The sequence below is a fragment of the Blastomonas sp. genome (assembly GCF_046294995.1).
Taxonomy (GTDB): domain Bacteria; phylum Pseudomonadota; class Alphaproteobacteria; order Sphingomonadales; family Sphingomonadaceae; genus Blastomonas.
In genome coordinates, this window is the sequence record NZ_JBKBOG010000016.1 from 45,910 (window position 1) to 70,606 (window position 24,697).

The window sequence follows — 24,697 nt, forward strand, 5'->3', positions numbered from 1 at the left end:
CGGTCAGGCGAATTGCACCCACAGCCGCGGGATGATCGAGCGCTGGACGATCATGATCAGCAACAGCACGATCATCGGCGCCAGATCGATCATGCCAAGATCGGGCATGATCCTGCGCACCGGCCGATAGATCGGCTCGGTGATCCGGTGCAGCGATTCGACCATCTGGCGGACCAGATCGTTCTGCGTGCTGATCACGTTGAAGGCGATCAACCAGGACAGGACGATCTGGATGATGATGAACCACGTCACCACGGTCAGCACGATATCCAGGATTTCGAGCAGAATCTGCATAAGTCTCTCAATATGGCGTTGCCCGATATCTAAGGCGAGACCGGGTGTATTACAAGACTAAAACGGCTCACGCCTCAGGCCAAGGAAGTCAGGCGCTGATCAGCGTTCCTGCCCCGCGCGAGGTGAAGATTTCGAGCAGCATCGCGTGCGGAACCCTTCCATCGAGCACAACGGCGGCATCCACCCCCTTTTCCACCGCATGGACGCAGGTTTCAAGCTTGGGGATCATGCCGCCGCTGATCGTGCCATCGGCGCGCAATGCTGCGATGTCGGCGGGGGTGAGGTCTGACAGCAGCTTCTTCGTCTTGTCGAGCACGCCTGCGACATCGGTCAGCAGGAACAGCCGCGATGCGCCCAGAGCCGCCGCCACCGCGCCTGCCATCGTGTCGGCGTTAATGTTGTAGGTCTGCCCGTCGGCGCCGACGCCGATCGGCGAAATGACCGGGATCATGCCTGCATCGGAGATGGTCTTGAGCACCGAGCAGTCGATCGTTTCGGGTTCGCCGACAAAGCCCAGATCGATCGCGCGCTCGATGGCGCTGTCAGGGTCGCGCACCGTCCGCTCGACCTTGCTCGCGCGGACGAAGCCTGCGTCCTTGCCGCTGATGCCGATCGCCTTGCCGCCCGCCGATCCGATCCAGGTGACGATGTCCTTGTTGATCGCGCCCAGCACCATCTCGGCGATGTTGGCGGTCTCGGCATCGGTGACACGCAGGCCATCGATGAACTCGGATTGCACGCCCAGCCGCTTGAGCATCGCACCGATCTGCGGTCCGCCACCATGGACGACGACAGGGTTGATCCCCACCGCCTTGAGCAGCACGACATCCTCGGCAAAGTCGCGCGCCAGTTCAGGGTCGCCCATCGCATGGCCGCCATATTTGACGACGAAGCTCTTGCCCGCATAACGCTGCATGAACGGCAGCGCCTCGGTGAGGGTCTCGGCCTTGGCGAGCAAGGCGGGGTCGTGGATGTGTTCAGAAGGTATTTTGGCACTCATGCGTCGAGCCTTTTGCCGAGACGGACGAAGAACACAATCAGGAACGGCACCAAGGCCACCGACAGCGCCACCTTGGCGGCCATCTGCCCGACCAGCAGCTGGCCGATCGGGAACACGCCGTAAAAGGCGATGGTGACGAAGATCAGCGTATCGACGATCTGCGACAGCGCCGACGCGATCACCCCGCGCACCGCCAGCCAGCGTCCGGGCATGTTCTGCAGCCGCGAGAAGATATAGACGTTGAGGAATTGCGAGACACCATAAGCGCACACGCCCGCCGCCCAGATGCGCCCCGTCGCGCCCAGGATCAGCTGGATCGCGGCGGCGTTTTCGGGCGCCATCTCGGGCGAGGCGGGCAGCGCATAGACGATCCACGACAATGCCATGGCAAACAGCAAGGGCACGAAGCCGAACTTGACCAGGCTGTTGGCGGTATCGCGGCCGTGCAGCTCGGCGATCGCGCTCGAGACCACGACCAGCAGCAGGAAGGCGAAGATCCCGGCCTCGACCGCGAGCGGGCCGATCGAGACCTGCTTGTTGCCCAGTACGCCTGCGAGGCACACCATGCCGCCGTAAAAGACGGAAAGCACATAAAGCGAGCGGGGAATGCCGGAAGTCGCGGCGTCAGGAGCAGCTGTCATGCGATCTTCCGGTATAGGCTTTTGTGGGGCGGGGGAAGGGGCCACGGCACTTGCGCGGCGGCACATCATCGCCCACACTGCCGCGATGGAATTCAGCGACGCTCTCAGCGACAAGCACACCGCGTTCATCGCCCGCCAGCCGGTGTTCTTCGTCGCCACTGCGGCCGACGACGCGCGCATCAACCTCAGTCCCAAGGGCTATGATGCCTTTCGTGTGCTGGCGCCCGGCCGGGTCGGCTATCTCGATCTGGCGGGGTCGGGCAACGAGACGCACGCGCATCTGGTCGCCGATGGGCGGATCACGATCATGTTCTGCGCGTTCGAAAACCCGGCGCTGATCCTGCGCATCTATGGCCGGGGCCGTCCGGTGCTGCCGCAGGATGCCGATTGGGACGCGCTGGCCGCGCATTTCACGATCCTGCCCGGCACCCGGCAGATCTTCGACATCGCGGTAGAAAGCGTGCAGACCAGCTGCGGCTGGGGCGTCCCGGTGATGCATTTCGATCGCGAACGCCAGACGCTCAAGAAAGCGCACCGCCAGATGGACGCCGCTGACTGGCTGGCCGAAGCCGCCAGCAGCACCCGCTCGATCGACGGCCTGCCGACGACGCCGACCACGCGCTATTTCACCGATAGCGTCGGCTGAGCGGGCATGAGTCTCAAGGCGATTGCTGAATATTCCGACCGGATCGAGGCGGAGATGGCGCGTCTGGCGCTTGGCGCGCAGGGGATCGATGCGCATATCTTCGATGGCGGCATGGCAGGGCTCGGCCTGGGGTTCATGACCCCGGCACGGCTGATGGTGCTGCCCGAGGACGCGGCGCGCGCCCGCGCGGTGCTCGAACACACCGGCGACGCCTGACGTCGCCCACAGCCAGGGACACCAAGCTACCCTAGCGATAAGGCAGCACGCCTGCCTAAAAATTGCACACTTGTTCGCAGTTGCACAAAAATTGAACTGATTGCCCCCGGCTGCGGTTAGCAATTCATTAGGATTCCCCGAAATTACGGAGTTGGCACGTCGTTTGCGTAGCATTCAGGCGGTGACGGGGCACAGCTCCGCAACAAAATAACAAAGGGGGCGTAATGAAATTCATCATTGCCATCATCAAGCCGTTCCGGCTGGACGAGGTCCGCGAGGCGCTGACCACGCTCGGGATCGCCGGCATGACCGTGACCGAGGTCAAGGGGTTCGGCCGCCAGAAGGGCCAGACCGAAATCTATCGCGGCGCCGAATACACCACCAACATGGTGCCCAAGCTCAAGATCGAAATTGCGGCAAGCGACGATATCGCGCCCCAGGTGGTCGAGACCATCCAGGCGGCTGCAAACACGGATTCCATCGGTGACGGCAAGATCTTCGTTCTCGACCTGGCGGCTGCGACGCGCATCCGCACCGGCGAGACCGGCGACACGGCACTGTAAGGGGAAGGGGGAATGATGAAACCTTTGCACAAGATTGGCGCCGCTCTCGGGACGGGCGCGCTTTCACTGATCGTATCGGCGCAGGCGTGGGCGCAGGAAGTCGCCGAAGAGGTCGCCGAGGCAGCGCCAGCAGTGGCCGAAGCCGCCGCCGAAGTCGTACCCGTTGTCGACAAGGGCGACACCGCCTGGATGATGATGGCGACCGTTCTGGTGATGGCGATGATCGTTCCGGGCCTTGCCCTGTTCTATGGCGGTCTTGTCCGCACCAAGAACATGCTGTCGGTGCTGACGCAGATTCTCGCGGTGGCCAGCCTCGCGATGATCATCTGGGTGATCTACGGCTATTCCACCGCGTTCGGACCCGAAGGCAACGCCTTCGTCGCTTGGGGCAACCTGTTCCTGGCGAACACCAACGCCGACTCGACCGCCGCCACCTTCTCGGACGGCTTCGTCATCCCCGAATTCGTGTTCATCGCCTTCCAGATGACCTTCGCCGCGATCACCGTGGCGCTGGTCGTCGGCGGCCTCGTCGAGCGGATGAAGTTCTCGGCGCTGATGATCTTCGCCGCGGTCTGGCTGACGATCGGCTATTTCCCGATCGCGCACATGGTCTGGGCGACCGGCGGGCTGATCTTCGAAATGGGCGCGCTCGATTTCGCCGGTGGCACCGTTGTGCACATCAACGCCGGCATCTCGGCGCTGGTCGGCGCGATGATCATCGGTCCTCGCCTTGGCTACAAGAAGGACACCATGGCGCCGCACTCGCTGACCATGACGCTGATCGGCACCGGTCTGCTGTGGGTGGGCTGGTTCGGCTTCAACGCCGGCTCCGCGCTTGAAGCCAATGGCTCGGCGGGCCTCGCGCTGATCAACACCTTCGTCGCCACCGCTGCAGGCGTACTGTTCTGGATGCTGACCGAGCGGGTCATGGGCCACAAGGGTTCGCTGCTCGGCGCCTGTTCGGGAGCCATCGCAGGTCTGGTCGCGGTCACCCCGGCTGCCGGCAACAGCGGCCCGTTCGGCGCCATCCTGCTCGGCGCGATTGCAGCGGTCATCTGCGCCTGGTTCGTGGTCTCGCTCAAGCCCAAGCTGGCGCTGGACGACTCGCTCGACGCTTTCGGCATCCACGGAATCGGCGGCATCATCGGATCGATCGGTACCGCCGTCACCATGCTGCCTGCTTTGGGTGGCCCCGGCGCGGACGACTATGACCTGGGCGGCCAGCTGGTCATCCAGATCCAGGCTGTCGGCATCGCGGTGGTCTGGGCTGCCGTTGCCGCCGCCATCGCCTTCTATGTCGCCAAGCTGCTGACCGGACTGCGCGTCTCCGAAGAGGTGGAGCGCGAAGGCCTCGACCTCGGCGAGCACGGCGAGCGGGCTTACAACTACTGAGTTTTACGAGTTTGGTCTGTGGCGCGAACCGCTAGCCGCGCCACAGACCTCCAGAGGTTCCTCCTGCGAACTGACAACTCAAGGCCGGGGTGGCAACATCCCGGCCATTTTTTGTGCCCGCCTTGGTGGCCCCTCGCGCCTGCCCTTCTGCGTCCGCGCCGTGCAGGCTGCCGCAGCATCGCACCATCCAGCCGCCAGATTCCGGTTGCAGTTCGAAACTGTATTGACAAAGCTGTCAGTAAGGTGAGACTTTGAAGCAGACCGCGAGAACGCGGCATTGCCGGGCGCATCGCATCCCGGACCGACCGCGACACGCAAGGAGAGAGCCATGGCCACCGTATTGAAAGATCCCGGCGCCGACCTGAACTACGACATGAGCGATGCCGCTTATTACGTCGAGGACCGTTGGCAGGCGCCGTTCGCGCAGATGCGCGCACAAGATCCGATCCACTGGACCCAGGGCGGAGCGTTCGGCGATTTCTGGAACGTCACCAGCCACAAGGCGATCCAGCATGTCGAGGCCTTGCCCGAGATTTTCTCGTCGTCGTACGAATTCGGCGGCATAACGCTGGCCGACCGGGTCGATGACGGCACCGAACTGGTGATGCCGATGTTCATCGCGATGGACCGGCCCAAGCACACCGGCCAGCGCCGCACCGTGGCGCCCGCCTTCACGCCGTCTGAAATGAAGCGGATGTCGGACGATATCCGCATGCGCACGGGCGAGCTGCTCGACACGCTGCCCTGGGACAAGCCGTTCGACTGGGTCGATACGGTCTCGATTGAGCTGACCACCCAGATGCTGGCCCTGCTGTTCGACTTCCCGTGGGAGGATCGCCGCAAGCTGACCGAATGGTCCGACTGGGCGGGCGACATCGAGCTGGTCCACTCCGAGGAGCTGCGTTCCGAGCGGCTCAAGCACCTCTATGAGATGGGCGCCTATTTCAAGAAACTGTGGGATGCCAAGATCGACGCCGAGCCGACCCCCGACCTGATCTCGATGATGATCCATTCCGATGCGATGCGCGAGATGGATGAGTACGAATTCATGGGCAACCTGATCCTGCTGATCGTCGGCGGCAACGACACCACCCGCAATTCGATGTCGGGCCTGGCCTATGGCCTGCACACGTTCCCCGACCAGCGCGAGAAGCTCGAACAGAACCCTGCGCTGATCCCCAATGCGGTGCAGGAAATCATCCGCTGGCAGACGCCGCTGGCACATATGCGCCGCACCGCGCTTGCCGATTACGATCTGTTCGGCAAGACCATCAAGAAGGGCGACAAGCTGGCCTTGTGGTACATTTCGGGCAACCGCGACGAAAGCGTGTTCGCCGATGCCGACAAGATCATCGTCGATCGCGAGAATGCGCGGCGGCATCTGGCGTTCGGCTATGGCATCCACCGCTGCGTCGGCGCGCGGCTGGCCGAGCTGCAGATCGCGATCCTGCTCGAGGAAATGGCCAAGCGCCGGATGCGAGTCAACGTGCTCGCCGAGCCCGAGCGCGTGCGCGCCTGCTTCGTCCACGGTTACCGGTCGATGCAGGTGGAACTGAGCAAATATTGAAGCTGCGCGCGGCGTTCCCACGTAACTGGAAGCGTATCCTGCCCGAACCGGTCGGGATACAGGGTACGGGATGATGGATATGGACAGGCGCACATTCTTTGAACGCGGGCTTTTGGGCGCAGCGGGAATCGGCCTGTTCGGGCTGGGGTCGTGCGGCTTGGGCGGGGCAAGTGCAAAGTCCGGCACCAGGTTCGAGATCACCAAGACCGATGCGCAATGGAAGCGGCAGCTGACCGCGGACCAGTATTACGTGCTGCGCGGCGAAGGCACCGAACGTGCGTTTTCGAGCCCGCTCGACAAGGAGAAACGCGCCGGAACTTTCGTCTGCGCCGGGTGCCAGCTGCCGTTGTTTTCCTCGAAGACCAAGTTCGACAGCGGCACCGGCTGGCCCAGCTTCTATGCGCCGCTGCCCAACGCGGTGGGCACCAGCACCGACCGGCTGCTCGGCTATGCGCGCACCGGGGTGCACTGTCGGCGCTGCGGCGGGCATCTGGGCCATGTCTTCGATGACGGCCCCAGGCCTACCGGCAAGCGCTACTGCATGAACGGAGATGCCATGCTGTTCCGGGTGGCGAAGGCATAAAAAATCCTCCCCGAGCTTGTCTCGGGGAGGGGGACCGTTCGCGAAGCGAATGGTGGAGGGGAAATGCGCGGAGGGATGCGTTCTTGCCCCTCCGTCAGCCCTGACGGGCTGCCACCTCCCCGAGGCAAGCTCGGGGAGGATTGATTTAACCGATGCGCTTGACGCTGTCCTTGTGCGCGCCGACGCCGCCGACGCGGGCACCGCCGCCGCCGCCACCACCCGAGCGACCACCGCCGCCACCGGGACGACCACCACCGCCCGAGCGACGACGTGCGCCGTCACGCTTGGGGCCGTAGTTGCGGCCACCGGGGCCCGAGCGATCGCCGCCGCCACGTTCGCCACCACGGCCGCCGCCCGCATTGACGGGCGCCTTGACCGGGGGCGGAAGCTGCGCTGCGGCTTCGCTAAAGCCCTTGGGCAACGGCATCGGCACCGGCTTGACCTTGGTCAGCTTCTCGATGTCCTTGAGCAGGCCGCGCTCGTCACCGCTGACGAACGCGATTGCGATGCCCTCGGCGCCGTTGCGTGCGGTACGACCGATGCGATGGACATACTGCTCGGCCACGTTGGGCAGATCATAGTTGAACACATGGCTGACACCGGTGATGTCGATGCCGCGCGCCGCGATGTCCGTGGCAATCAGCACCTTGATCTCGTTGTCCTTGAACGCCTTCAATGCTGCGGTCCGCTGGCCCTGGCTCTTGTTGCCATGGATCGCGGCGGAGCGGATGCCCGCACCTGCCAGCGCGCGCACCACCTTGTCCGCGCCATGCTTGGTGCGGGTGAAGACGAGCGTGCGTTCGGGGCGGATTTCCTGCAACTTGAGCGTCAGCAATGCCTGCTTCTCGCTCTGGCTGACGAAAGTGACATACTGCTCGACGCGCTCGGCGGTGGTCGACTGCGGCGCAACCTCGACCCGGACAGGGTTGTTCAGGAACCGCGCACCCAATTCGGCAATCGCCTTTGGCATGGTAGCGGAGAAGAACAGGCTCTGGCGGTTCTTGGGCAACATCGATGCGATGCGCTTCAAGGGAACGATGAAGCCAAGGTCCATCATCTGGTCGGCTTCGTCGAGCACGAAGATCTCGACGTTTTCGAGCGTCACCGCGCGCTGTTCGATCAGATCGAGCAGACGGCCGGGAGTGGCGACGAGAACGTCGGTACCCGGAGCGAGCTTCTTCTTCTGCTGGAAGATCGGTACGCCGCCGAAGATGCAGTTGACCGACAGGTTGAGGAAGCGCGCATATTCGCGGATGTTCTCGGCGATCTGCGCGGCCAGCTCACGGGTCGGCGAAAGAACCAGCATGCGCACGCCCTTGTGGGTGCGGCCCTTGGTTTCCTTGGCGAGGTGATGCAGCGAAGGCAGCGAGAACGCTGCGGTCTTGCCGGTTCCGGTCTGCGCGATTCCGAGAAGGTCGCGGCCCTGCATCAATGCGGGGATGGCGTCCTTCTGGATCGGCGTCGGGGTATCGTAACCCTTGGCATCGAGCGCACGGAGGATCGGGTCGGCGAGGCCAAGTTCATGAAAAAAAGACATAATTTTACTCTATTACAGAGCAAGGCGCTGGCCGCACCCATATGGGCGGCGCGCGCATTGCGGGGTTCAGAAGCGCCTGGGGTTTCCCAGGAACTTCAGGAAAACGCCCCGCGTGAATTGGGATGTTTGGATCAAGCAGCGGGGTTTCAGGACCCGGCCATTCGGACCTGTGTCATATCCCAGGGCGGGATCGCAACAGATCGACGTTCACGCTGCCGGTTCATAAGGGGCGTTGGGAAGGATTCCCGTGCCGAGGCGCGCTGCTTGGATGGCCATATGGCGACAAGTCCGCCCGATAGCAAGGAAAATCACAGAATCGCAGCCATGTGCGGTCCGCAGGCGGGTGTCAGGCGGCGGCCGAGACGTCCGCAGGTCCGCCGGAGAGCACGAAGCGCCGGTCGCAATAGCCGCACTGGACATAGCCCTTTTCGTCGATCTGCAGCCAGACGCGAGGATGCCCCAGCGCTGCGCCCCCGCGGATATCGCTCGCGCCGTCGCAGGCGACACGGGGGGTGTTGGTACGGATGGTTTCAGGAGGCGTCGTCATGGCCGAGCGATTATCAAAGATGCTGCAATTGCGCAATCGGGGAGTGCGGCTCGCACATGATTGCGCGCACGTCCCTCGACTTCGCTCGGGACAGACGGGAGAGGTGGAATTGTCCTGCCGCTTCCCGTGTTCCCGAGCGAAGTCGAGGGATGTCGCGCAACGTTCGAGTGCGCAAACCACCCCGCCCACCTTTCCCTTTGCGAAAAGCCGTGCGAGCGTTTAACCCGCTTGCCGTGACTGAAGCTGCCATATCGATCGACAACCTGCGCAAGATCTACAAAGGCGCAGGCAAGGCCCCGGACAAGCTGGCGCTCGACGGCGTCAGCTTCGATGTTCCGCGCGGCCAGATCTTCGGGCTGCTCGGGCCCAACGGCGCGGGCAAATCGACGCTGATCAATATCCTGTCGGGCATGGTGCGCAAGACGTCGGGGTCGGCCAGCATCTGGGGCTTCGATATCGATGCCAACCCGCGCAATGCCAAGGCCTCGATCGGCATCGTGCCGCAGGAAATCGTGTTCGATCCGTTCTTTACGCCTGCCGAAGCGCTCGAGCTTCAGGCCGGGCTGTTCGGCGTGCCCAAGGGCGAGCGGCGCACGGCCGAACTGCTGCGCGCGGTGCGGCTCGAGGACAAGGCCGACGCCTATGCGCGCACATTGTCAGGCGGCATGAAGCGGCGGCTGCTCGTCGCCAAGGCGATGGTGCACTCGCCGCCGATCCTGGTGCTCGACGAGCCCACCGCAGGCGTCGACATCGATCTGCGCCAGCAATTGTGGGATTATGTGCGCGAGTTGAACCGCGCAGGCGTCACCATCGTGCTGACCACGCATTACCTCGAAGAGGCCGAGGAATTGTGCGACCGCATCGCGATCATCAACCACGGCCGGCTGATCGCGAACAAGCCGACGGCGGAGATGGTGGGCATGGCGCGCGACAAATTGATCGTGCTGACGCTCGACCAGGATATCGCCGCGCTGCCCGCCGATCCGGCATTCGACAAGATCCGCAAGCTCACCGATCGGTCGATCGAGATCGGCTATGACAAGGACCGGCTCAACGCGGGCCAGGTGATGAGCCGGGTGCGCGAGGCGGGATACGGCATCGTCGACGTTTCGACCCGCGAGCCCGATCTCGAGGACGTGTTCCTCAACCTCACCAAGGCGGTGGCGTGAAACGGATTGCGGCAATCGCAATGGCTGCTGCGCTTCTCTCCGGCTGCGCAGATCGGCAGATGCCGCGTCAACCGGTTCTGGATGGTTTGCTTGCTTTCGAAGACCCTGCAATGTGCCGGCTCGGGGCCGAAACGGCGCGATTTCTTCAAGCCATGGTGGTGATCGATCCTCAAGCTGTTGTCGACCCAGACCAGCATTTGCGTCCCGGCCGAATAGATGCGTCCCCGTCGCTCGCTGCTCATTTTGGACGGATCGAAATGACCCGGCACGACGGCTGGACGGCTTTCAGCGTCGGCGTTTCGGGCACGATGCTCGGGCTGCCACTCTACGCCATTCATCAGACATTTCCTGAAGGCGGCGATCCGGGCGACATCGCTTTTGAATATGCTGTTCCAGCGCGCGCGGCTTTTCCCGTCCTGCGCAAACACGGCTTCCCGGTCGAAATCAACCGGGATGTGTCGCTTGGCCCTCCGGAAGGTTATGAAGTGTTCGTCAGTCTGCAGGACAGTCCCGATTCCCCGGATCGCTCCCTCCTCACTTGTGGTTATCGCTGATGCAACACGACGTCCTGATCATCGGTTCGGGCGCGGCGGGACTGACCGCGGCGCTCAGCCTGGCGCGGCATTGCCGTGTGCTGGTGCTGGCCAAGGGCGACATTTCGGGCGGATCGACCAACTGGGCGCAGGGCGGCATCGCCGCGGTGCTCGAAGAGGGCGATTCGTTTAGCAACCATATCGAAGACACGATGGTCGCGGGCGCAGGGCTCAACAGCCGCGAGACGGTCGAGTTCGTTGTCGAGAACGCCCCGGCGGCGATCCAGCATCTGGTCGATCTGGGGGTGCCGTTCAATCGCAATGGCGGCGATGGCGCTGGCGGCGATGACCTGCACCTCACCCGCGAGGGGGGGCACAGCCACCGGCGGATCGTGCATGTCGACGATGCCACCGGATCGGCAGTGCAGCAGGCGTTGGAACGCGCCGCGGTCGCCAACCCCAACATCACGTTGCTGCCCGATATGGTCGCGATTGACCTTATCGCCGACCGCCATCGCAAAACGCCTGCGGGCGAGCGGCGAATCTGGGGTTGCTATGCGCTCAACCGCGCCACCGGGCATGTCGAGGCGCTGACCGCGCGCGCCACCTTGCTGGCGAGCGGTGGGGCGGGACGCACCTATCTGTTCTCGACCGCGCCGCGCGGCGCGACCGGCGACGGCATCGCGATGGCATGGCGTGCGGGCGCACGCGTCTCCAACATGGAATTCATGCAGTTCCACCCGACCTGCCTGTACAACCTAGAGGTCAAGAATTTCCTGATCACCGAGGCGGTGCGCGGCGAGGGCGGGCATCTGCTGATCCCCGAGACCGGCTATCGCTTCATGGGCGATTTCGATCCCCGGATGGAGCTCGCCCCGCGCGATGTCGTCGCGCGCGCGATCGACCATGAGATCAAGCGGCTGGGGCTCGATTACGTGCATCTCGACATCAGCCATCAGCCACCCGAGTTCGTGAGAGGGCATTTCCCGACGATCTACGACAAATTGCTCGGCCTGGGCATCGACATCACCCGCGATCCGATTCCCGTGGTGCCTGCGCAGCATTATACCTGCGGCGGGGTCCTGATCGATCTGCAGGGGCGCACCGATCTGCCCGGGCTGTATGCGGCGGGCGAGGTCAGCCAGTCGGGGCTGCACGGTGCGAATCGGTTGGCGTCGAACAGTCTGCTCGAATGCTTCGTGTTCGGCGATGCGGCGGCGACCGACATCATCGAGCGCTGGGACGAACTCGGCCCGCCGCCCGAAATCCTGCCATGGGACGAAAGCCGGGTCACCGATTCGGACGAGGAGGTCGTTGTCCAGCACAACTGGCGCGAGATCCGGCGGTTCATGTGGGACTATGTCGGCATCGTGCGCACCACCAAGCGGCTGGAGCGCGCGCGCCACCGCATCGAGATGCTGCGCAGCGAGGTCGAGGAATATTACGGCAACTTCCGCGTGACGCCCGATCTGGTCGAACTGCGCAACCTGATCGAGGTCGCCGACCTGATCGTCCGCTCGGCGCTCGACCGCAAGGAAAGCCGCGGGTTGCACTTCAACAGCGATTATCCCGACACGCTGCCGGTGGCGGAAGACACCGTGCTGGTTCCTTGAGGAGAGAACGCTGAGAAAGCTGAGAAAGCTGAGAAAGCCCTCCCCCTTGATGGGGGAGGGTTGGGTGGGGGTGATCCCTCCGGATTGTGCAACGGGTGCGCCGCCGCGCCGCAGCATCCAGCCGCACCATCAGCCTCACCGCTGCGACAGGCAAGCAAAGCCACCAAGTCTCGCTGCCTCTCCCATCAAGGGAGAGGCGAACAATGCCATGCATTTTCCTATCCTCGCGGATGCAGCGCCAGCCATTCACCGCTTCCAGCGACTCGTTCGCCGCAAAAGTGGCCATGGGGCGGGAACCGGGCGCTAACGGCTTCATCGCGCATACATCGATCGTGCGCCACATGTCATCGCCCCACTGACCAGAAAGCCGCCGCATGTTCGCCCGCACGCTGATCCTGTTTCTTGCCACGGCCTCGCTCGCCGCGTGCGTCTCTGCGCCGCGTCAGATGGCCCAGCCTCAGCCTGCGCCTCCACCAGCACCCGCGCGCGTCCAGCCGGTGCCGCCGCCGCTCGCGCCGCGGGCGACCAATGTCGCGCCGCAGGGGTTGCGCGATGACCTGCAGGCCTTGTGGCGCGCCTTTCCCGGCAAGACCGGCATCGCGGTGCGCCGGATCGATGGCGATTGGGTGATCGGCCAGCGCGGCGGCGAGCTGTTCCCGCAGCAGAGCGTATCCAAGCTGTGGGTGACGATGGCGGTGCTCGAAAAGGTCGATCGCGGCGAGCTTTCGCTCGACACCGAGGTAACGATCACCCGCGACGATCTCACCCTGTTCCATCAGCCGCTCGCCGCCCGCGTGGCGCGCGAAGGGACCGTGCGTGCGACCGTGCGCACACTGATCAACGAGGCGCTGACCGCCAGCGACAACAGCGCCAACGACGCGCTGCTGCGCACCGCAGGCGGGCCGAACGTGGTCAACGATTTCCTGCGCCGCAAGGGGCTGTCCAACATCCGCTTCGGCCCGGGCGAGCGGCTGCTGCAAAGCGGCATCGCCGGGGTGCAATGGCGGCAGGAGCTTTCGGCGGGCCGCGCCTTCCAGGCGGCGCGCGAGCGGGTGCCGCTGGACCAGCGGCGCAACCTGCTGGCGGCCTATGTCGCCAACCCGATCGACGGCGCCAGCCCCGAAGGCATCGTCGATGCGCTGGCGCGGCTGGCGCGCGGCGAATTGCTCTCCCAGGCTTCGACCCAGCTTATGCTGGACACGCTTGGCCGCACCCGCAGCGGGCCGAATCGACTCAAAGCGGGTGTTCCTGCAGGCTGGCAGTTCCTCCACAAGACCGGCACGGGGCAGGATCTGCCGCCGGTTTCCACCGGCTATAACGATGTCGGCATCATGACCGCGCCCGACGGAACCCGCTATGCCGTAGCGGTCATGCTGGGCGAGACCACCGCCGGCATCCCGGCGCGGATGCAGCTGATGCAGGCGGTGTCGCGCGCAGTGGGGCGTTGGCACCAGCGTTGAGCGTTCGCAGGAACGCAGCCCCTACCGCTCTTTGAAACATTATGTTATTCCCGGTGCGGGAGACATTTGTTTCGTTCGCCGAAACCCTACCTCAAGCGATTTGGGAATCGTGAAGGTCCGGGACGGCTGGAGAGCTGCGAACTTATGCCTTCACTTCCCCATTCACGCCTGATCAGGCCCGTCCGCTGACGGCGCTGGTTCCGGTGGCAGCCCCCGCCATTTCGCCCCGCAGCAACCCGTTGACCGATTCGGCCAGCTGGAATGCCATGCGCAACGCCTGTGTCGCAGACCCGGGCGGCTTTCACGGGCAGCAGGCGCGGTCGGCGATCTGCTGGTATCTGCCCGAGCTTGCCGCCTGGGGGTATTTCGACCGCGATGCGAACGCCTGGCAAGGCTGGGATGCCGCGACCGGGGCTGCGAAGACGCTCGACCTCGGCCAGGATTACATGCCCTGGGCACGCGGCCTCAACGCCGATGATGCGCCCAACTGGCGCTGGTTCGAAGGCGCGTTCACCAACAGCGGGTTCAACGAGGTCGACCGCCACGTGCTCGCCGGGCACGGTGACGAGACGGCGCTGATCTTCGAGGGCGACCGCTGGAACATGTCGAGCGACAACGGCCGCGGCGGCCCGGTCGATTGCTATCCGGTGTCGCGCAAGCAGCTGATGCTCGAATCGGCGAAATGCTCGCTGGCGCTGGCCGCGCTGGGCCTCAAGGCGGGTGATCGCATCGCGCTCAACATGCCAAGCATCCCCGCGCAGATCTACTGGACCGAAGGGGCCAAGCGTTCGGGCATCATCTACACGCCGGTGTTCGGCGGGTTCAGCGACAAGACGCTGTCCGATCGCATTGCGGATGCGGGTGCGAAGATCGTGATCACTGCCGACGGCAGCTATCGCAACGCGCAGATGGTGCCGTTCAAGACCAGCTACACCGACCCCGCGCTCGACAATTTCATCGGGGTCGGCACCGCGATGGAATTGCTCGCCGGCGCGCTCGACGGTCCCGAATCGGGCGCAGACGAGACCGCGCGCGCGAAAATCACCGAAACGGTCGCGGAGTTGCTCGATGGCGAAGTGACGGTCGAGCGTTCCGACGTCATGCGCGGCGTCGGCCGCGCGCTCGACGATCTGGCGCAGGGCTCGGGCATGTCCGCAGCGCAGGCTGCAAACCTGCGGATGGCGATCGCCTCGGCCTTGGTCGATTCACCGCCGCGCGTCGATGCGGTGGTGGTGGTGCGGCATACTGCCCTGCCCGATCTGGTGTGGAACATGGGCCGCGATCACTGGAGCCACGATCTGACGGGCAAGGCGAACGCGCAGATTCTCGAAGCCGCCCGCGCGATCGGGATCGATGTTGCCGACGAGGCCGCTTTGCTGGCGCTGCCCGATGCGGACTTCGTCCGCGCGGTTTGGGCAGCATCCAGACCGCTGCCGGTGGATTCGGAATACCCCAATTTCATCATCTACACCTCGGGATCGACCGGAAAGCCCAAGGGCGTGGTGCATGTCCATGGCGGCTATTGCGCGGGCGTCGCGGCTACCATGCCGGTGGCGTTCGATGCGTCGCCGGGCGATGTCATGTTCGTCGTGGCCGATCCGGGCTGGATCACGGGCCAGAGCTATCTGATCGCAGGCGCGCTGCTGACCCGGGTGACGACGATCATCACCGAAGGATCGCCCGTGTTCCCGCATGCGGGCCGCTTTGCCTCGATCATCGAGCGGCACAAGGTGCAGATTTTCAAGGCGGGCGTCACCTTCCTCAAAAGCGTGATGCAGGATCCCGAGAACCTCAAGGATATCCAGAATTACGACATGTCGTCGCTCAAGGTCGCGACCTTCTGCGCCGAGCCGACCTCGCCCTCGGTGCAGGCGTTCGCAATGGAGCATGTCACGCCCTGGTACATCAACAGCTACTGGGCGACCGAACATGGCGGGATTGCGTGGACCCATTTCTACGGCAACACCGATTTCCCGCTGCGCGCCGACGCGCACACCTATCCGCTGCCGTGGATCGTCGGCGATGTCTGGGTCGAGGATGCCGACGCGCCCGAGGCCGATTTCGGGCTGGTGCGTGAAGGCACCGGCGGCGTGCCGTGGCGGCGCGCCAAGAATGGCGAGAAGGGCGAGATCGTCATCGCGCTGCCCTATCCGTATCTGACCCGCACCATCTGGGGCGATACCGGAAGCTTTACGCTCGAAGCGCATTCGGGCGGTGTCCGGGTCAATCCCGAGTGGCGCGGCGATGCCGATCGTTACTCGAGTACCTATTGGCAGCGCTGGCGCGGTACCTGGGCGTACACGCAGGGCGATTTCGCGATCCGGCACGAAGACGGCTCGTTCTCGCTGCATGGCCGCTCGGACGATGTCATCAACGTTTCGGGCCACCGCATCGGAACCGAGGAAATCGAGGGCGCGATCCTGCGCGACAAGACGCTCGACCCCAACTCGCCGGTGGGCAACGTGCTCGTCGTCGGCGCGCCGCACCGCGAGAAGGGGGCGACCCCGATCGCATTCGTCACAGCTGTGGCGGGGCGCAGGCTGACGCAGGACGATCGCCGCCGGCTGACCGATCTGGTCCGGACGGAGAAAGGGGCGGTCGCAGTGCCTTCCGATTTCCTCGAGGTATCCGAGTTCCCCGAAACCCGCTCGGGCAAATACATGCGCCGCATGGTCCGCGCGATCGTCGAGGGCGGCGAGATCGGCGACACCAGCACGTTGCGCAACCCCGGCAGCATCGATGCGCTGCAGACCGCGGTCGCGGCGTGGCGGCGCAAGCAGACGCTCGCCGAAGAGCAAGCGCTGTTCGAGCGCTATCGCTACTTCCTGATCCAGTACAACGCTCTGGGAGACGGCAGGCGCGTCGCGACGGTTACCGTCACCAACGCCCCGGTCAACGCGCTCAACGAGCGCGCGATCGACGAGCTGGTGATCGTGGTCGAGCATCTCGCGCGCAAGGACGACGTCATTGCGGTGGTGTTCACCGGTCAGGGCACGGCGTCGTTCGTCGCCGGCGCCGACATCCGCCAGATGCTCGAAGAGGTGAACAGCGTCGAGGAAGCCGGCGTATTGCCCAGCAACGCGCAGCTGGCGTTCTCCAAGATCGAGACGATGGGCAAGCCGTGCATCGCCGCGATCCAGGGGGTCGCTCTGGGCGGCGGGATGGAGTTCGCGCTCGCCTGCCATTACCGCATCGCCGAACCCGTCGCGCGCTTCGGCCAGCCCGAGATCAACCTGCGATTGCTGCCCGGCTATGGCGGGACGCAGCGGCTGCCACGGCTGCTCGCCGAACGCCGCGCTGCCGAAGGGCTGCGCGATGCGCTCGACCTGATCCTGGGCGGCCGCGCGATCAGCGCTGAAGAGGCGCTCGAGATCGGCGCGATCGAGCAGGTCGCCGATGCCTCGAACGACGTGTTGTCGCTCGCCCATGCCATGGTGCGCGAATTTGCGCGGCATGGAGCTGAAAGCCCGCTGGGCAAGGCGTTTGCCGACCGCAAGGCGATGACCAAGCGCTGGGCCAACCCCGCGCATATCGATCTCGATACCGTGCTCGAAGACCCGTTCCTCCAGCGTATCCTGCGCCAGCTCGACTGGGCAGGGCGCGGGGAAGCAGGACGCCGCGCGCTCGATGCGGTCCGCACCGGCTGGACTGAAGGCATGGCCGCCGGTTTGAAACGCGAGGGCGAGCATTTCGCCGAGGCGATCATCGATCCCGAGGGCGGCAAGACCGGCATCCGCCAGTTCATGGACAAGCAAAGCCCACCGCTGCCCGTGCGCCGCAATGGCGTGTGGATCGATGCCCAGCACGAGGACAACAAGGCCGAGATGATTGCATCGGGGCAATTGCTGCCCGTCGGCGCGCCGTTCTATCCCGGTGTCACCGCGATCCCGCACAAGCAGCTCGCCTTCGGCATCAGCCGCGATCCCGACACCGGCGCGCCGCGCTTCGGGCCGCCGGCAAGCCACGAGCGCGAGCATATTGTCCCGGTCGTGGCGCCCGAGCCCAACGAGGCCCTGGTCTACATGCTGACCAGCGAGGTCAACTTCAACGACATCTGGGCGCTCACCGGCATCCCGGTGTCGCCGTTCGATGCCCATGACGAGGATGTCCAGATCACCGGATCGGGCGGTCTGGCGCTGGTCGCGGCGCTGGGCAGCGAGGTGAAAGGCGAGGGCCGCTTGCGCGTCGGCGACATGGTCGTGGTCTATTCAGGCACCTCGGACCTGCTCTCGCCGCAGGCGGGCGACGATCCCATGTTCGCGGGCTTCGCGATCCAGGGCTACGAGACCAAGACCGGCAGCCACGCGCAGTTCTTGAACGTCCAGGGACCGCAGCTCCACCGCGTACCGCCCGATCTGACGCTCGAGCAGGCAGGCAGCTATGTGCTCAACCTCGGCACGATCACCCGCTGCTTGTTCACAACCCTGGGGATCATTCCGGGAAAAACTATCTTCGTCGAGGGCTCGGCGACCGGTACCGGGCTCGATGCGCTCAAGAGCAGCATTACCTCGGGGCTCAAGGCGACCGGGCTGGTCTCGAGCGAGGACCGCGCGGAGTTTGTGAAGGGGCAGGGCGCGGTCGGCGCATTGAACCGCAAGGACCAGCGTTTCGCGGCATTGTTCACTGCGGTGCCCGATGATCCTGACGAAGCCCGCCAATGGGAGGCCGATGGGTCGGTTCTGCTCGACGAATACCGCCAGATCAACGATGGCTCGCTCGCCGACTTCGTCGTCAGCCACGCCGGCGAAACCGCCTTCCCGCGCAGCTTCCAGCTGCTCGAGGAGAACGGCACGCTGGCGTTCTATGGTGCCTCATCGGGCTATCACTTCGCCTTCATGGGCAAGACCGGCAGCGCATCGCCCTCGGACATGCTGGCGCGGGCTAGCCTGCGCGGCGGCGAATCGGTGCTGCTCTATTACGGCCCCGGCAGCCGCGATCTGGCCGATCCATTGGGTCTCGAGATGATCGAGGCTGCGCGGCTGTACAAGGCGCGCACCGTAATCGTCACCACCACCGATGGCCAGCGCGAGTTCCTGCAGTCGCTGGGGCTCGAGGAATCGGTCGAGGGGATCATCAGCCTGGAAGGGTTGAAGCGCCGCGACAGCGAATTCCTCTGGCCCGACAGCCTGCCGCGGCTGCCCGATGCCCGCACCGATATCGAACGGTTCAAGGAGGGCGTGCGCAACTATCAGCAGCGTACGATGAAGCCGTTCGGCACCGCCGTCGGCCGCATCCTGAGTTCGCCCGGCAACCCGCGCGGCGTGCCCGATCTGGTGATCGAGCGCGCAGGCCAGGATTCGCTCGGCGTCTCGACCTCGCTGGTCAAGCCGTTCGGCGGGCGGGTGGTCTATGCCGAGGAGATGGCGGGCCGCCGCTACACCTTCTACGCGCCGCAGGTATGGACCCGGCAGCGCCGGATCATCATGCCCACCGCCAACATCTTCGGAACCCATCTGTGCAACGCGCACGAGGTGACGATGATGAACAACATGATCGCAGGCGGGCTGCTTTCGGTGACCGAACCGACGGTGGTCGAATGGGACGGGCTGCCAGAGGCGCACCAGGCGATGTGGGACAACCGCCATTCGGGCGCGACCTATGTGGTCAACCACGCGCTGCCCGCGATGGGCCTGCGCAGCCGCGACGAGCTGCTCGAATACTGGGCCGCATCCACCAATTGACGACATCAGCCGCCGGAACCGGCGCGGCAGGGGATTACCGACATGACGAGCAAGACCAAGGCGACCAAAAGCGCGGAAGCAACCCATACACCGTCAGGCGGCGGCAGGCTGGCAGGCAAGGTGGCCCTGGTCACCGGCGCTGCGGGCAACCTGGGCGGTGCGATCATCCGCCGCTTCATCGGCGAAGGCGCGACCCTGGTGATGACCGGGCGCACCGCCGAACGGCTCGAAGCGGCCAAGGCGGCCCTGCTCGCCGAAACCGGGGTCGACGAGGCCCGCGTTTTCACCGTGATCCTCGATGGCGCGGACCCCGAATCTGTCCGCACGGCGATGGGCGAGGTCAAGGCGGCGCTGGGCCGGATCGACGTGCTCGTCAACAATGCGGGCTCGGCCGGTCCCCGCCAGACGCTCGAAAACGTGCCGCTGACCCGCGCCGAAATGGAAGCCAATGGCGACACCGAAACCGTCGCCGATGCGATGCGCAACTTGCTCGGGGTCAGCTGGAACCTCACCCGCGCCGCCGCGCCGATCATGCAGCCAGGCGGGTCGGTGATCAACATCTCGACCATCTTCGCGCACACCCGCTATCACGGCCGCACCGCCTATGTGGTGCCCAAGGCGGCCCTGAACGCGCTCAGCCAGGAGCTGGCCAAGGAGCTCGGAGCCGAGGGCATCCGCGTCAACACCGTGTTCCCCGGCCCGATCGAAAGCGAGCGCATCCGCACCGTCTTCGCCTCGATGGACAAACTGCAGGGCGAGGGCGACGGCGCCACCGCCGACTATTTCATGGGCCGCATGTCGCTAAGCCGCAGCATGGGCGGTGCCAAACCCGCCAAGACGCTGCCGGTGCCGGGCGACATCGCCGATGCCTGCCTGTTTCTTGCCAGCGATGAGTCAGCCGCGCTCAACGGCAACGAGATCGACGTCACCCATGGCATGGAGGTGCGCAAGGATTCACGCTCGACGTACATGACCCGCCCGTCGATGCGTTCGCTCGACGGCACCGGCCTCAACGTGCTGATCGCGGCGGGCGAACAATGGGAAGACGCCCTGGAAATCGCGCGGATTCAGCTGCTGCAGGGCGCACGGGTGCTGCTGGGGCTGACGCGGCAGGTCGATGTCGCGCAGGCGGAGGCAAGGGTGCGCGCGCAGAACCTGGGCGATGGCATCGACATCATGCGCTTCAACCGCGCCGAGCCCGATGGCATGGAGGCGGTGCTGCGCGCCTTTTCGGATGCGCACGGCCCGCTGGGCAGCGCGATCATCCTGCCGGTCAAGGCCTCGAACCTGTTCTCCGCAACGCTCGCCGGCGCCACCGATGCCGATGTCGACATGCTGCTCGATGTCGAATTGTCGGGCGCGATCGCGCTGGCCCGCACGCTGGCGCGCTATTGGAAGCAGCGCACCGATCTGCTGCAGGATCCGCGCTATGTGTTCATGTCGTCGCCCACCGATGGCAATGGCGACCGCTTCGGGCGGATCATGACCGCCGCGATCGCACAGCTGATCACCATCTGGCGCGATGAATCACGGGTAGAGGCGCTGCACGGCCGCCAGCAGCGCGCGGTCTGGGGCAATCAGATCGTGCGCTATACCAATGCCGAAGAGGACAATATCCGCTTTGCGGCAGGCCATGCGACCCGGATCGTGTTCAAGGAACAGAAGATCACCGAGACCTCTTTGTACCTGCCTGCCAACATCGGCGAGGAGACCGGCGCGCGCAAGGCGATGCTGGGCTTTGCCGAGAACATCACCGGGCTGCATCTGGGCAAGGTCGCGCTGATCACCGGGGGTTCTGCCGGGATCGGCGGACAGGTGGCGCGGTTGCTCGCGCTCGCAGGCGCCAAGGTCATGATGGTCGCCCGGCGCGAGAGCGAGCTCGAGGCGGCGCGCGAACGCATCGTCGGCGAACTGCAGGATGTCGGCTTTTCGGGCGTCGAACGGCGGATCAAGTTCATCGCCAATGTCGATGTCAGCGATTTCGATGCACTGCGCAAGGCGGCGGATGCGACCATGGCCGAGTTCGGGCGGATCGATTACCTGATCAACAACGCCGGCGTTGCAGGCGCCGAGGACATGGTGATCGACATGCCGCTCGACACCTGGCGCTGGACGCTCGATGCAAACCTCATCAGCAACTATCTGCTGATGCACTATGTCGTGCCGATCATGAAACGCCAGGGATCAGGCTATATCCTCAACGTTTCGAGCTATTTCGGCGGCGAGAAGTTCCTCGCGGTCGCCTATCCCAACCGCGCCGATTACGCCGTCTCCAAGGCCGGTCAGCGCGCGATGGTGGAAAGCTTTTCGCGCTTCCTCGGCCCTGAAATCCAGGTCAACGCGATCGCACCGGGACCGGTCGATGGCGACCGGCTGTCGGGCACCGGCGGCAAGCCCGGGCTGTTCCTCAGGCGTGCGCGGCTGATCCTCGAGAACAAGCGGCTGAACGCCATTTATGCCGCGGTGATCGAGTCGATCCGCGAGGGTGCGGAAGTTGCCCATGTGCTCGGCCGTCTGGCGCGCAACGATACCGGCTATCTCAGCCACGACCGTTCGACGCCCGATCCGCTGCGGCTGCTGTGCCTTGAGCTCGCGCGTGAGGGCGATGGCATCTGCACCTGGGACCGCTATCTGCTCACCCCCGAGATCGCAGGGCGCCTGCTCGCGCGGCTGCGCTCGGCGGGCTATCTGCTGCAGAATGCCGACTGGCAGCAGCGCAGCGGCACCGCCGACGGCCTCACCAGCTGGCTGATGGTCACGCCCCCCGATGACATGCCCTATCTGCCGCAGGACCGCATCGGCAAGGAAGCCGACAAGGTCGGGCGCGGGGTTCTGTCGCAGCTGCATCTGGGCGCGATGCCCAAGGAAAGCGAAGTCGCGCAGGCAACGGTGTTCTATCTCGCCGACCGCGCGGTCAGCGGCGAGACGTTCATGCCCTCGGGCGGCCTCAGCGTCGAACGATCGTACACCGAGCGCGAGATGTTCGGCAGCCCCAAGCAGGAACGGCTCGACCAGATGAAGGGCAAGACCGTGTGGGTGATCGGCGAGCATCTGGCCGATTACATCGCCGAGACCGCAGGGCACCTGATCGGCGATCTCGACGTCGCACGCGTCGTGCTGTTGACCCGCAGCGAGGCGGGCGGCGCGGGCGTGCTGGCGCTGCTCGATCCGGCGGTCGCCGCCAAGGTGACGGTCCGCGTCTGCGGCGCGGATGTCGAATCGGCGATGGACCAGGCGCTGACCGATTTCGGGCGGCCGACCACGGTGGTCTCCACCCCGATGGCGGGCCTTCCCGACCGATTGTTCGACGAAGGCGCGATGCTGAGCGCCGAGGAATTCCGCGACCTGTGCGAGGAAAACCTGACCCAGCATTTCCGCGTGTCGCGCAAGGCGTCGCTGTACGATTCCTGCCAGCTGGTGCTGGTCTCGCCCGATGTGCCGTTCGGCCAGAGCGGGCCCGCGTTCGCGCTCGCCAACTTCGTCAAGACGACGCTGCACGCGTTCACTGCAACTTTGGCGGTCGAAAACGAGCGTCTGGTGCACGATGTGCCGACCAACCAGATCAACCTCACCCGCCGCATCCGCTCCGAAGAACCCCGCAACGCGGTGGAGCATCAGGAAGAGTTGAAGCGCTTCGCCCGCGCGGTGCTGCTGGTCGGCGCCCCGCTGCCCGATGCGCAGGATTCGCGGTACCGCGCGCGGATTTACAGAGGCACGTCGATGACGGTGTGATTGAGAGATGCTCGCCTCTGTGCTAACTTGTGTACATCTGAAAGTATGAGGTGGCACAATGAACAGCACGACAATGACCATCCGCGTCCCGCAGGCGGTCAGCGACAAGCTTTCGCGGTTAGCCAAGGGCACCGATCGCAGTCGGTCCTATCTCGCAGCGGCTGCCGTGTCTGCGTATGTCGAACGGGAACTGGCGATCATCGAAGGCATCCAGCAGGGGTTGGCGGATGTCGAGGCTGGGCGCGTCTTCCCGCACGAACAGGTCATGGCCGAGGCAGACGCCATCATTGCCGAAGCGCGTAAGGCCCAAGCCGGGCGCGCATGAGGCGGGTTGTCTGGTCCGCTGCGGCGCGTGCAGATTATTTGGCGGTGCTGCGCCACATTGCCGATGACGACCCCGATGCTGCATATCGAGTGGGCCAAGCCATCCGCAGGACCGGCGCGCAGCTGGGAGATTTTGCCACTGGGCACCCGGGCCGAGTTGCGGGTATCTATGAAAAATCTGTGCGCGGCATTCCCTATATCATAGCTTATACACTGGCGGTCGACGACCAGTCTGTGTCGATCCTGCGCGTTATTCATACTGCCCGAGATTGGCCGAATGACCGCTGGCCGGCGTAACCATCGCAATCGCTTCAAGGTTTGAACACGACCTGTCCGGCAGTCGTGCAACGTCCCTCGACTGCGCTCGGGAACTCGGGGAGGGTGGAGGGGATCGCGCGCTTCGCGCTACCACGTCCGTTTGTCCCGAGCCAAGTCGAGGGACGTGCGTGCAATCGCTGCGAGATCAGCCCCCGCCCACCAGATAAAGCCCCCGCCCGTGCGCCTTGAGCCAGTGGTCGGCGCTCTTGCGGTCGCCTTCGAACAGCGTGTCGAGCCAGGCGTAGAAATCCGCGCTGTGGTTCATGTGGCGCAGGTGCGCGACCTCGTGCGCGACGACCGAGCGGCGCACCGCATCCGGCGCCATCACCAGCCGCCAGTTGATCCGGATCGTGCCGTTGGCCGAGCAACTGCCCCAGCGGCGCGCGGCGTTGCTGATCGCGAGCGACGGGGTGGGGACGCCCGCGCGGGCGCAATATTCGGCAAGGTCGGCGGCGCACAGGCGCTTGGCTTCGGCCTTGAGCCATCGGGTGAGGCGGGTGTCGATCAGATCGGCTGCGCCGCCCAGGCGGATCACGCCGTCGGCGATGCTCACCCGGCGGCCTTGGCCTACATCCCAGACGATGCGGTGATCGGCGCCGCGATAGGGGATCAGCGCGCCCGGCTCGATCGCGACATGCGCGCCGGCCCTGGCGAAGCTCGCCTCGATCCAGTCGGCCTGCGCGCGGGCAAACGCGATCGCCTCGCCCAGCCGGGCGTGGCCGGGCAGCGTGATCAGCAGCGCGCGCTTGGCCGGATCGGTGCGCAGGCGGATGTTGCGCGCGCGGGCATGGCGGCGGATGACCAGCGCATATTCGCGTTCGTTGATGGTGATCTGCGCGGGAGCGTCGGAAGGCACGGCCGGAGCCGGCTTGCGGGTAAAA

20 protein-coding genes are annotated in these 24,697 nt (G+C 65.0%); 14 read left to right on the plus strand and 6 right to left on the minus strand.

Going from position 1 to position 24,697, the window contains the following annotated elements; all coding sequences use genetic code 11:
• Positions 1-3: 3 nt before the first annotated feature.
• From ACK4R0_RS14520 to ACK4R0_RS14530, 3 genes are all read right to left on the minus strand, one after another.
• Entirely contained in the window at positions 4-294 is a 291-nt protein-coding gene (locus ACK4R0_RS14520) for a YggT family protein (RefSeq protein WP_409675420.1), read from the minus strand.
• A gap of 88 nt (positions 295-382) precedes the next feature.
• Entirely contained in the window at positions 383-1,294 is a 912-nt protein-coding gene (argB, locus tag ACK4R0_RS14525; RefSeq protein ID WP_409675423.1) for an acetylglutamate kinase, read from the minus strand.
• Complete coding sequence (locus ACK4R0_RS14530; protein WP_409675426.1) at positions 1,291-1,935, minus strand: queuosine precursor transporter; 645 nt, start codon at positions 1,933-1,935, stop codon at positions 1,291-1,293. The genes argB and ACK4R0_RS14530 overlap by 4 nt, the downstream gene beginning before the upstream one ends.
• 85 nt (positions 1,936-2,020) lie before the next feature.
• Between ACK4R0_RS14530 and ACK4R0_RS14535 the strand changes: the two genes are divergently transcribed.
• From ACK4R0_RS14535 to msrB, 6 genes are all read left to right on the plus strand, one after another.
• Positions 2,021-2,581: a pyridoxamine 5'-phosphate oxidase family protein gene (locus ACK4R0_RS14535; RefSeq protein WP_409675429.1), complete on the plus strand. Its 561-nt coding sequence runs from the start codon at positions 2,021-2,023 to the stop codon at positions 2,579-2,581.
• A gap of 6 nt (positions 2,582-2,587) precedes the next feature.
• Positions 2,588-2,797, plus strand: a complete 210-nt coding sequence (locus ACK4R0_RS14540; protein ID WP_409675432.1) for a DUF2007 domain-containing protein — start codon at positions 2,588-2,590, stop codon at positions 2,795-2,797.
• A gap of 224 nt (positions 2,798-3,021) precedes the next feature.
• Positions 3,022-3,360 (plus strand): P-II family nitrogen regulator, encoded by a 339-nt coding sequence (locus ACK4R0_RS14545; protein ID WP_409675435.1) that lies wholly within the window; start codon positions 3,022-3,024, stop codon positions 3,358-3,360.
• Between the two features lie 12 nt (positions 3,361-3,372).
• Positions 3,373-4,752: an ammonium transporter gene (locus ACK4R0_RS14550; RefSeq protein ID WP_409675438.1), complete on the plus strand. Its 1,380-nt coding sequence runs from the start codon at positions 3,373-3,375 to the stop codon at positions 4,750-4,752.
• Between the two features lie 328 nt (positions 4,753-5,080).
• The gene (locus ACK4R0_RS14555; RefSeq protein ID WP_409675441.1) at positions 5,081-6,319 is read left to right on the plus strand and encodes a cytochrome P450; all 1,239 of its coding nucleotides are present in this window, start codon (positions 5,081-5,083) and stop codon (positions 6,317-6,319) included.
• Positions 6,320-6,392: 73 nt separating this feature from the next.
• Positions 6,393-6,902, plus strand: a complete 510-nt coding sequence (gene msrB / locus ACK4R0_RS14560; protein ID WP_409675502.1) for a peptide-methionine (R)-S-oxide reductase MsrB — start codon at positions 6,393-6,395, stop codon at positions 6,900-6,902.
• Positions 6,903-7,047: 145 nt separating this feature from the next.
• Here the strand turns inward: msrB and ACK4R0_RS14565 are convergent, their stop codons facing one another.
• Together ACK4R0_RS14565 and ACK4R0_RS14570 are read right to left on the minus strand one after the other, a co-directional pair.
• Positions 7,048-8,439 carry a DEAD/DEAH box helicase gene (locus tag ACK4R0_RS14565; RefSeq protein WP_409675444.1) on the minus strand — a complete coding sequence of 464 codons (1,392 nt, stop codon included), beginning with the start codon at positions 8,437-8,439 and terminating at the stop codon, positions 7,048-7,050.
• A gap of 346 nt (positions 8,440-8,785) precedes the next feature.
• The gene (locus ACK4R0_RS14570; RefSeq protein WP_409675447.1) at positions 8,786-8,986 is read right to left on the minus strand and encodes a zinc-finger domain-containing protein; all 201 of its coding nucleotides are present in this window, start codon (positions 8,984-8,986) and stop codon (positions 8,786-8,788) included.
• 233 nt (positions 8,987-9,219) lie between these two features.
• On the opposite strand from ACK4R0_RS14570, the gene ACK4R0_RS14575 reads away from it, so the two are divergent.
• The 8 genes from ACK4R0_RS14575 (at position 9,220) to ACK4R0_RS14610 (ending at position 23,795) form a co-directional block, all read left to right on the plus strand.
• Complete coding sequence (locus ACK4R0_RS14575; protein ID WP_409675450.1) at positions 9,220-10,155, plus strand: ABC transporter ATP-binding protein; 936 nt, start codon at positions 9,220-9,222, stop codon at positions 10,153-10,155.
• On the plus strand, positions 10,152-10,709 hold the full coding sequence (locus ACK4R0_RS14580) for a hypothetical protein (protein WP_409675453.1): 558 nt from the start codon (positions 10,152-10,154) through the stop codon (positions 10,707-10,709). The genes ACK4R0_RS14575 and ACK4R0_RS14580 overlap by 4 nt, the downstream gene beginning before the upstream one ends.
• Positions 10,709-12,301 carry an L-aspartate oxidase gene (gene nadB / locus ACK4R0_RS14585; protein WP_409675456.1) on the plus strand — a complete coding sequence of 531 codons (1,593 nt, stop codon included), beginning with the start codon at positions 10,709-10,711 and terminating at the stop codon, positions 12,299-12,301. The genes ACK4R0_RS14580 and nadB overlap by 1 nt, the downstream gene beginning before the upstream one ends.
• A gap of 374 nt (positions 12,302-12,675) precedes the next feature.
• Entirely contained in the window at positions 12,676-13,761 is a 1,086-nt protein-coding gene (locus ACK4R0_RS14590) for a serine hydrolase (RefSeq protein WP_409675459.1), read from the plus strand.
• A gap of 239 nt (positions 13,762-14,000) precedes the next feature.
• Positions 14,001-19,442, plus strand: a complete 5,442-nt coding sequence (locus tag ACK4R0_RS14595; RefSeq protein ID WP_409675462.1) for an AMP-binding protein — start codon at positions 14,001-14,003, stop codon at positions 19,440-19,442.
• A gap of 42 nt (positions 19,443-19,484) precedes the next feature.
• On the plus strand, positions 19,485-23,174 hold the full coding sequence (locus tag ACK4R0_RS14600) for an SDR family oxidoreductase (protein WP_409675465.1): 3,690 nt from the start codon (positions 19,485-19,487) through the stop codon (positions 23,172-23,174).
• A gap of 73 nt (positions 23,175-23,247) precedes the next feature.
• A complete protein-coding gene (locus ACK4R0_RS14605; protein WP_409675468.1) occupies positions 23,248-23,499 on the plus strand; it encodes a CopG family ribbon-helix-helix protein in 252 nt (83 codons plus the stop codon).
• Positions 23,496-23,795, plus strand: coding sequence for a type II toxin-antitoxin system RelE/ParE family toxin (locus ACK4R0_RS14610; protein ID WP_409675471.1), 300 nt, complete (start codon positions 23,496-23,498; stop codon positions 23,793-23,795). The genes ACK4R0_RS14605 and ACK4R0_RS14610 overlap by 4 nt, the downstream gene beginning before the upstream one ends.
• Before the next feature lie 166 nt (positions 23,796-23,961).
• Here the strand turns inward: ACK4R0_RS14610 and ACK4R0_RS14615 are convergent, their stop codons facing one another.
• The gene (locus tag ACK4R0_RS14615; RefSeq protein WP_409675475.1) at positions 23,962-24,672 is read right to left on the minus strand and encodes a M48 family metallopeptidase; all 711 of its coding nucleotides are present in this window, start codon (positions 24,670-24,672) and stop codon (positions 23,962-23,964) included.
• Positions 24,673-24,697 lie beyond the last annotated feature (25 nt).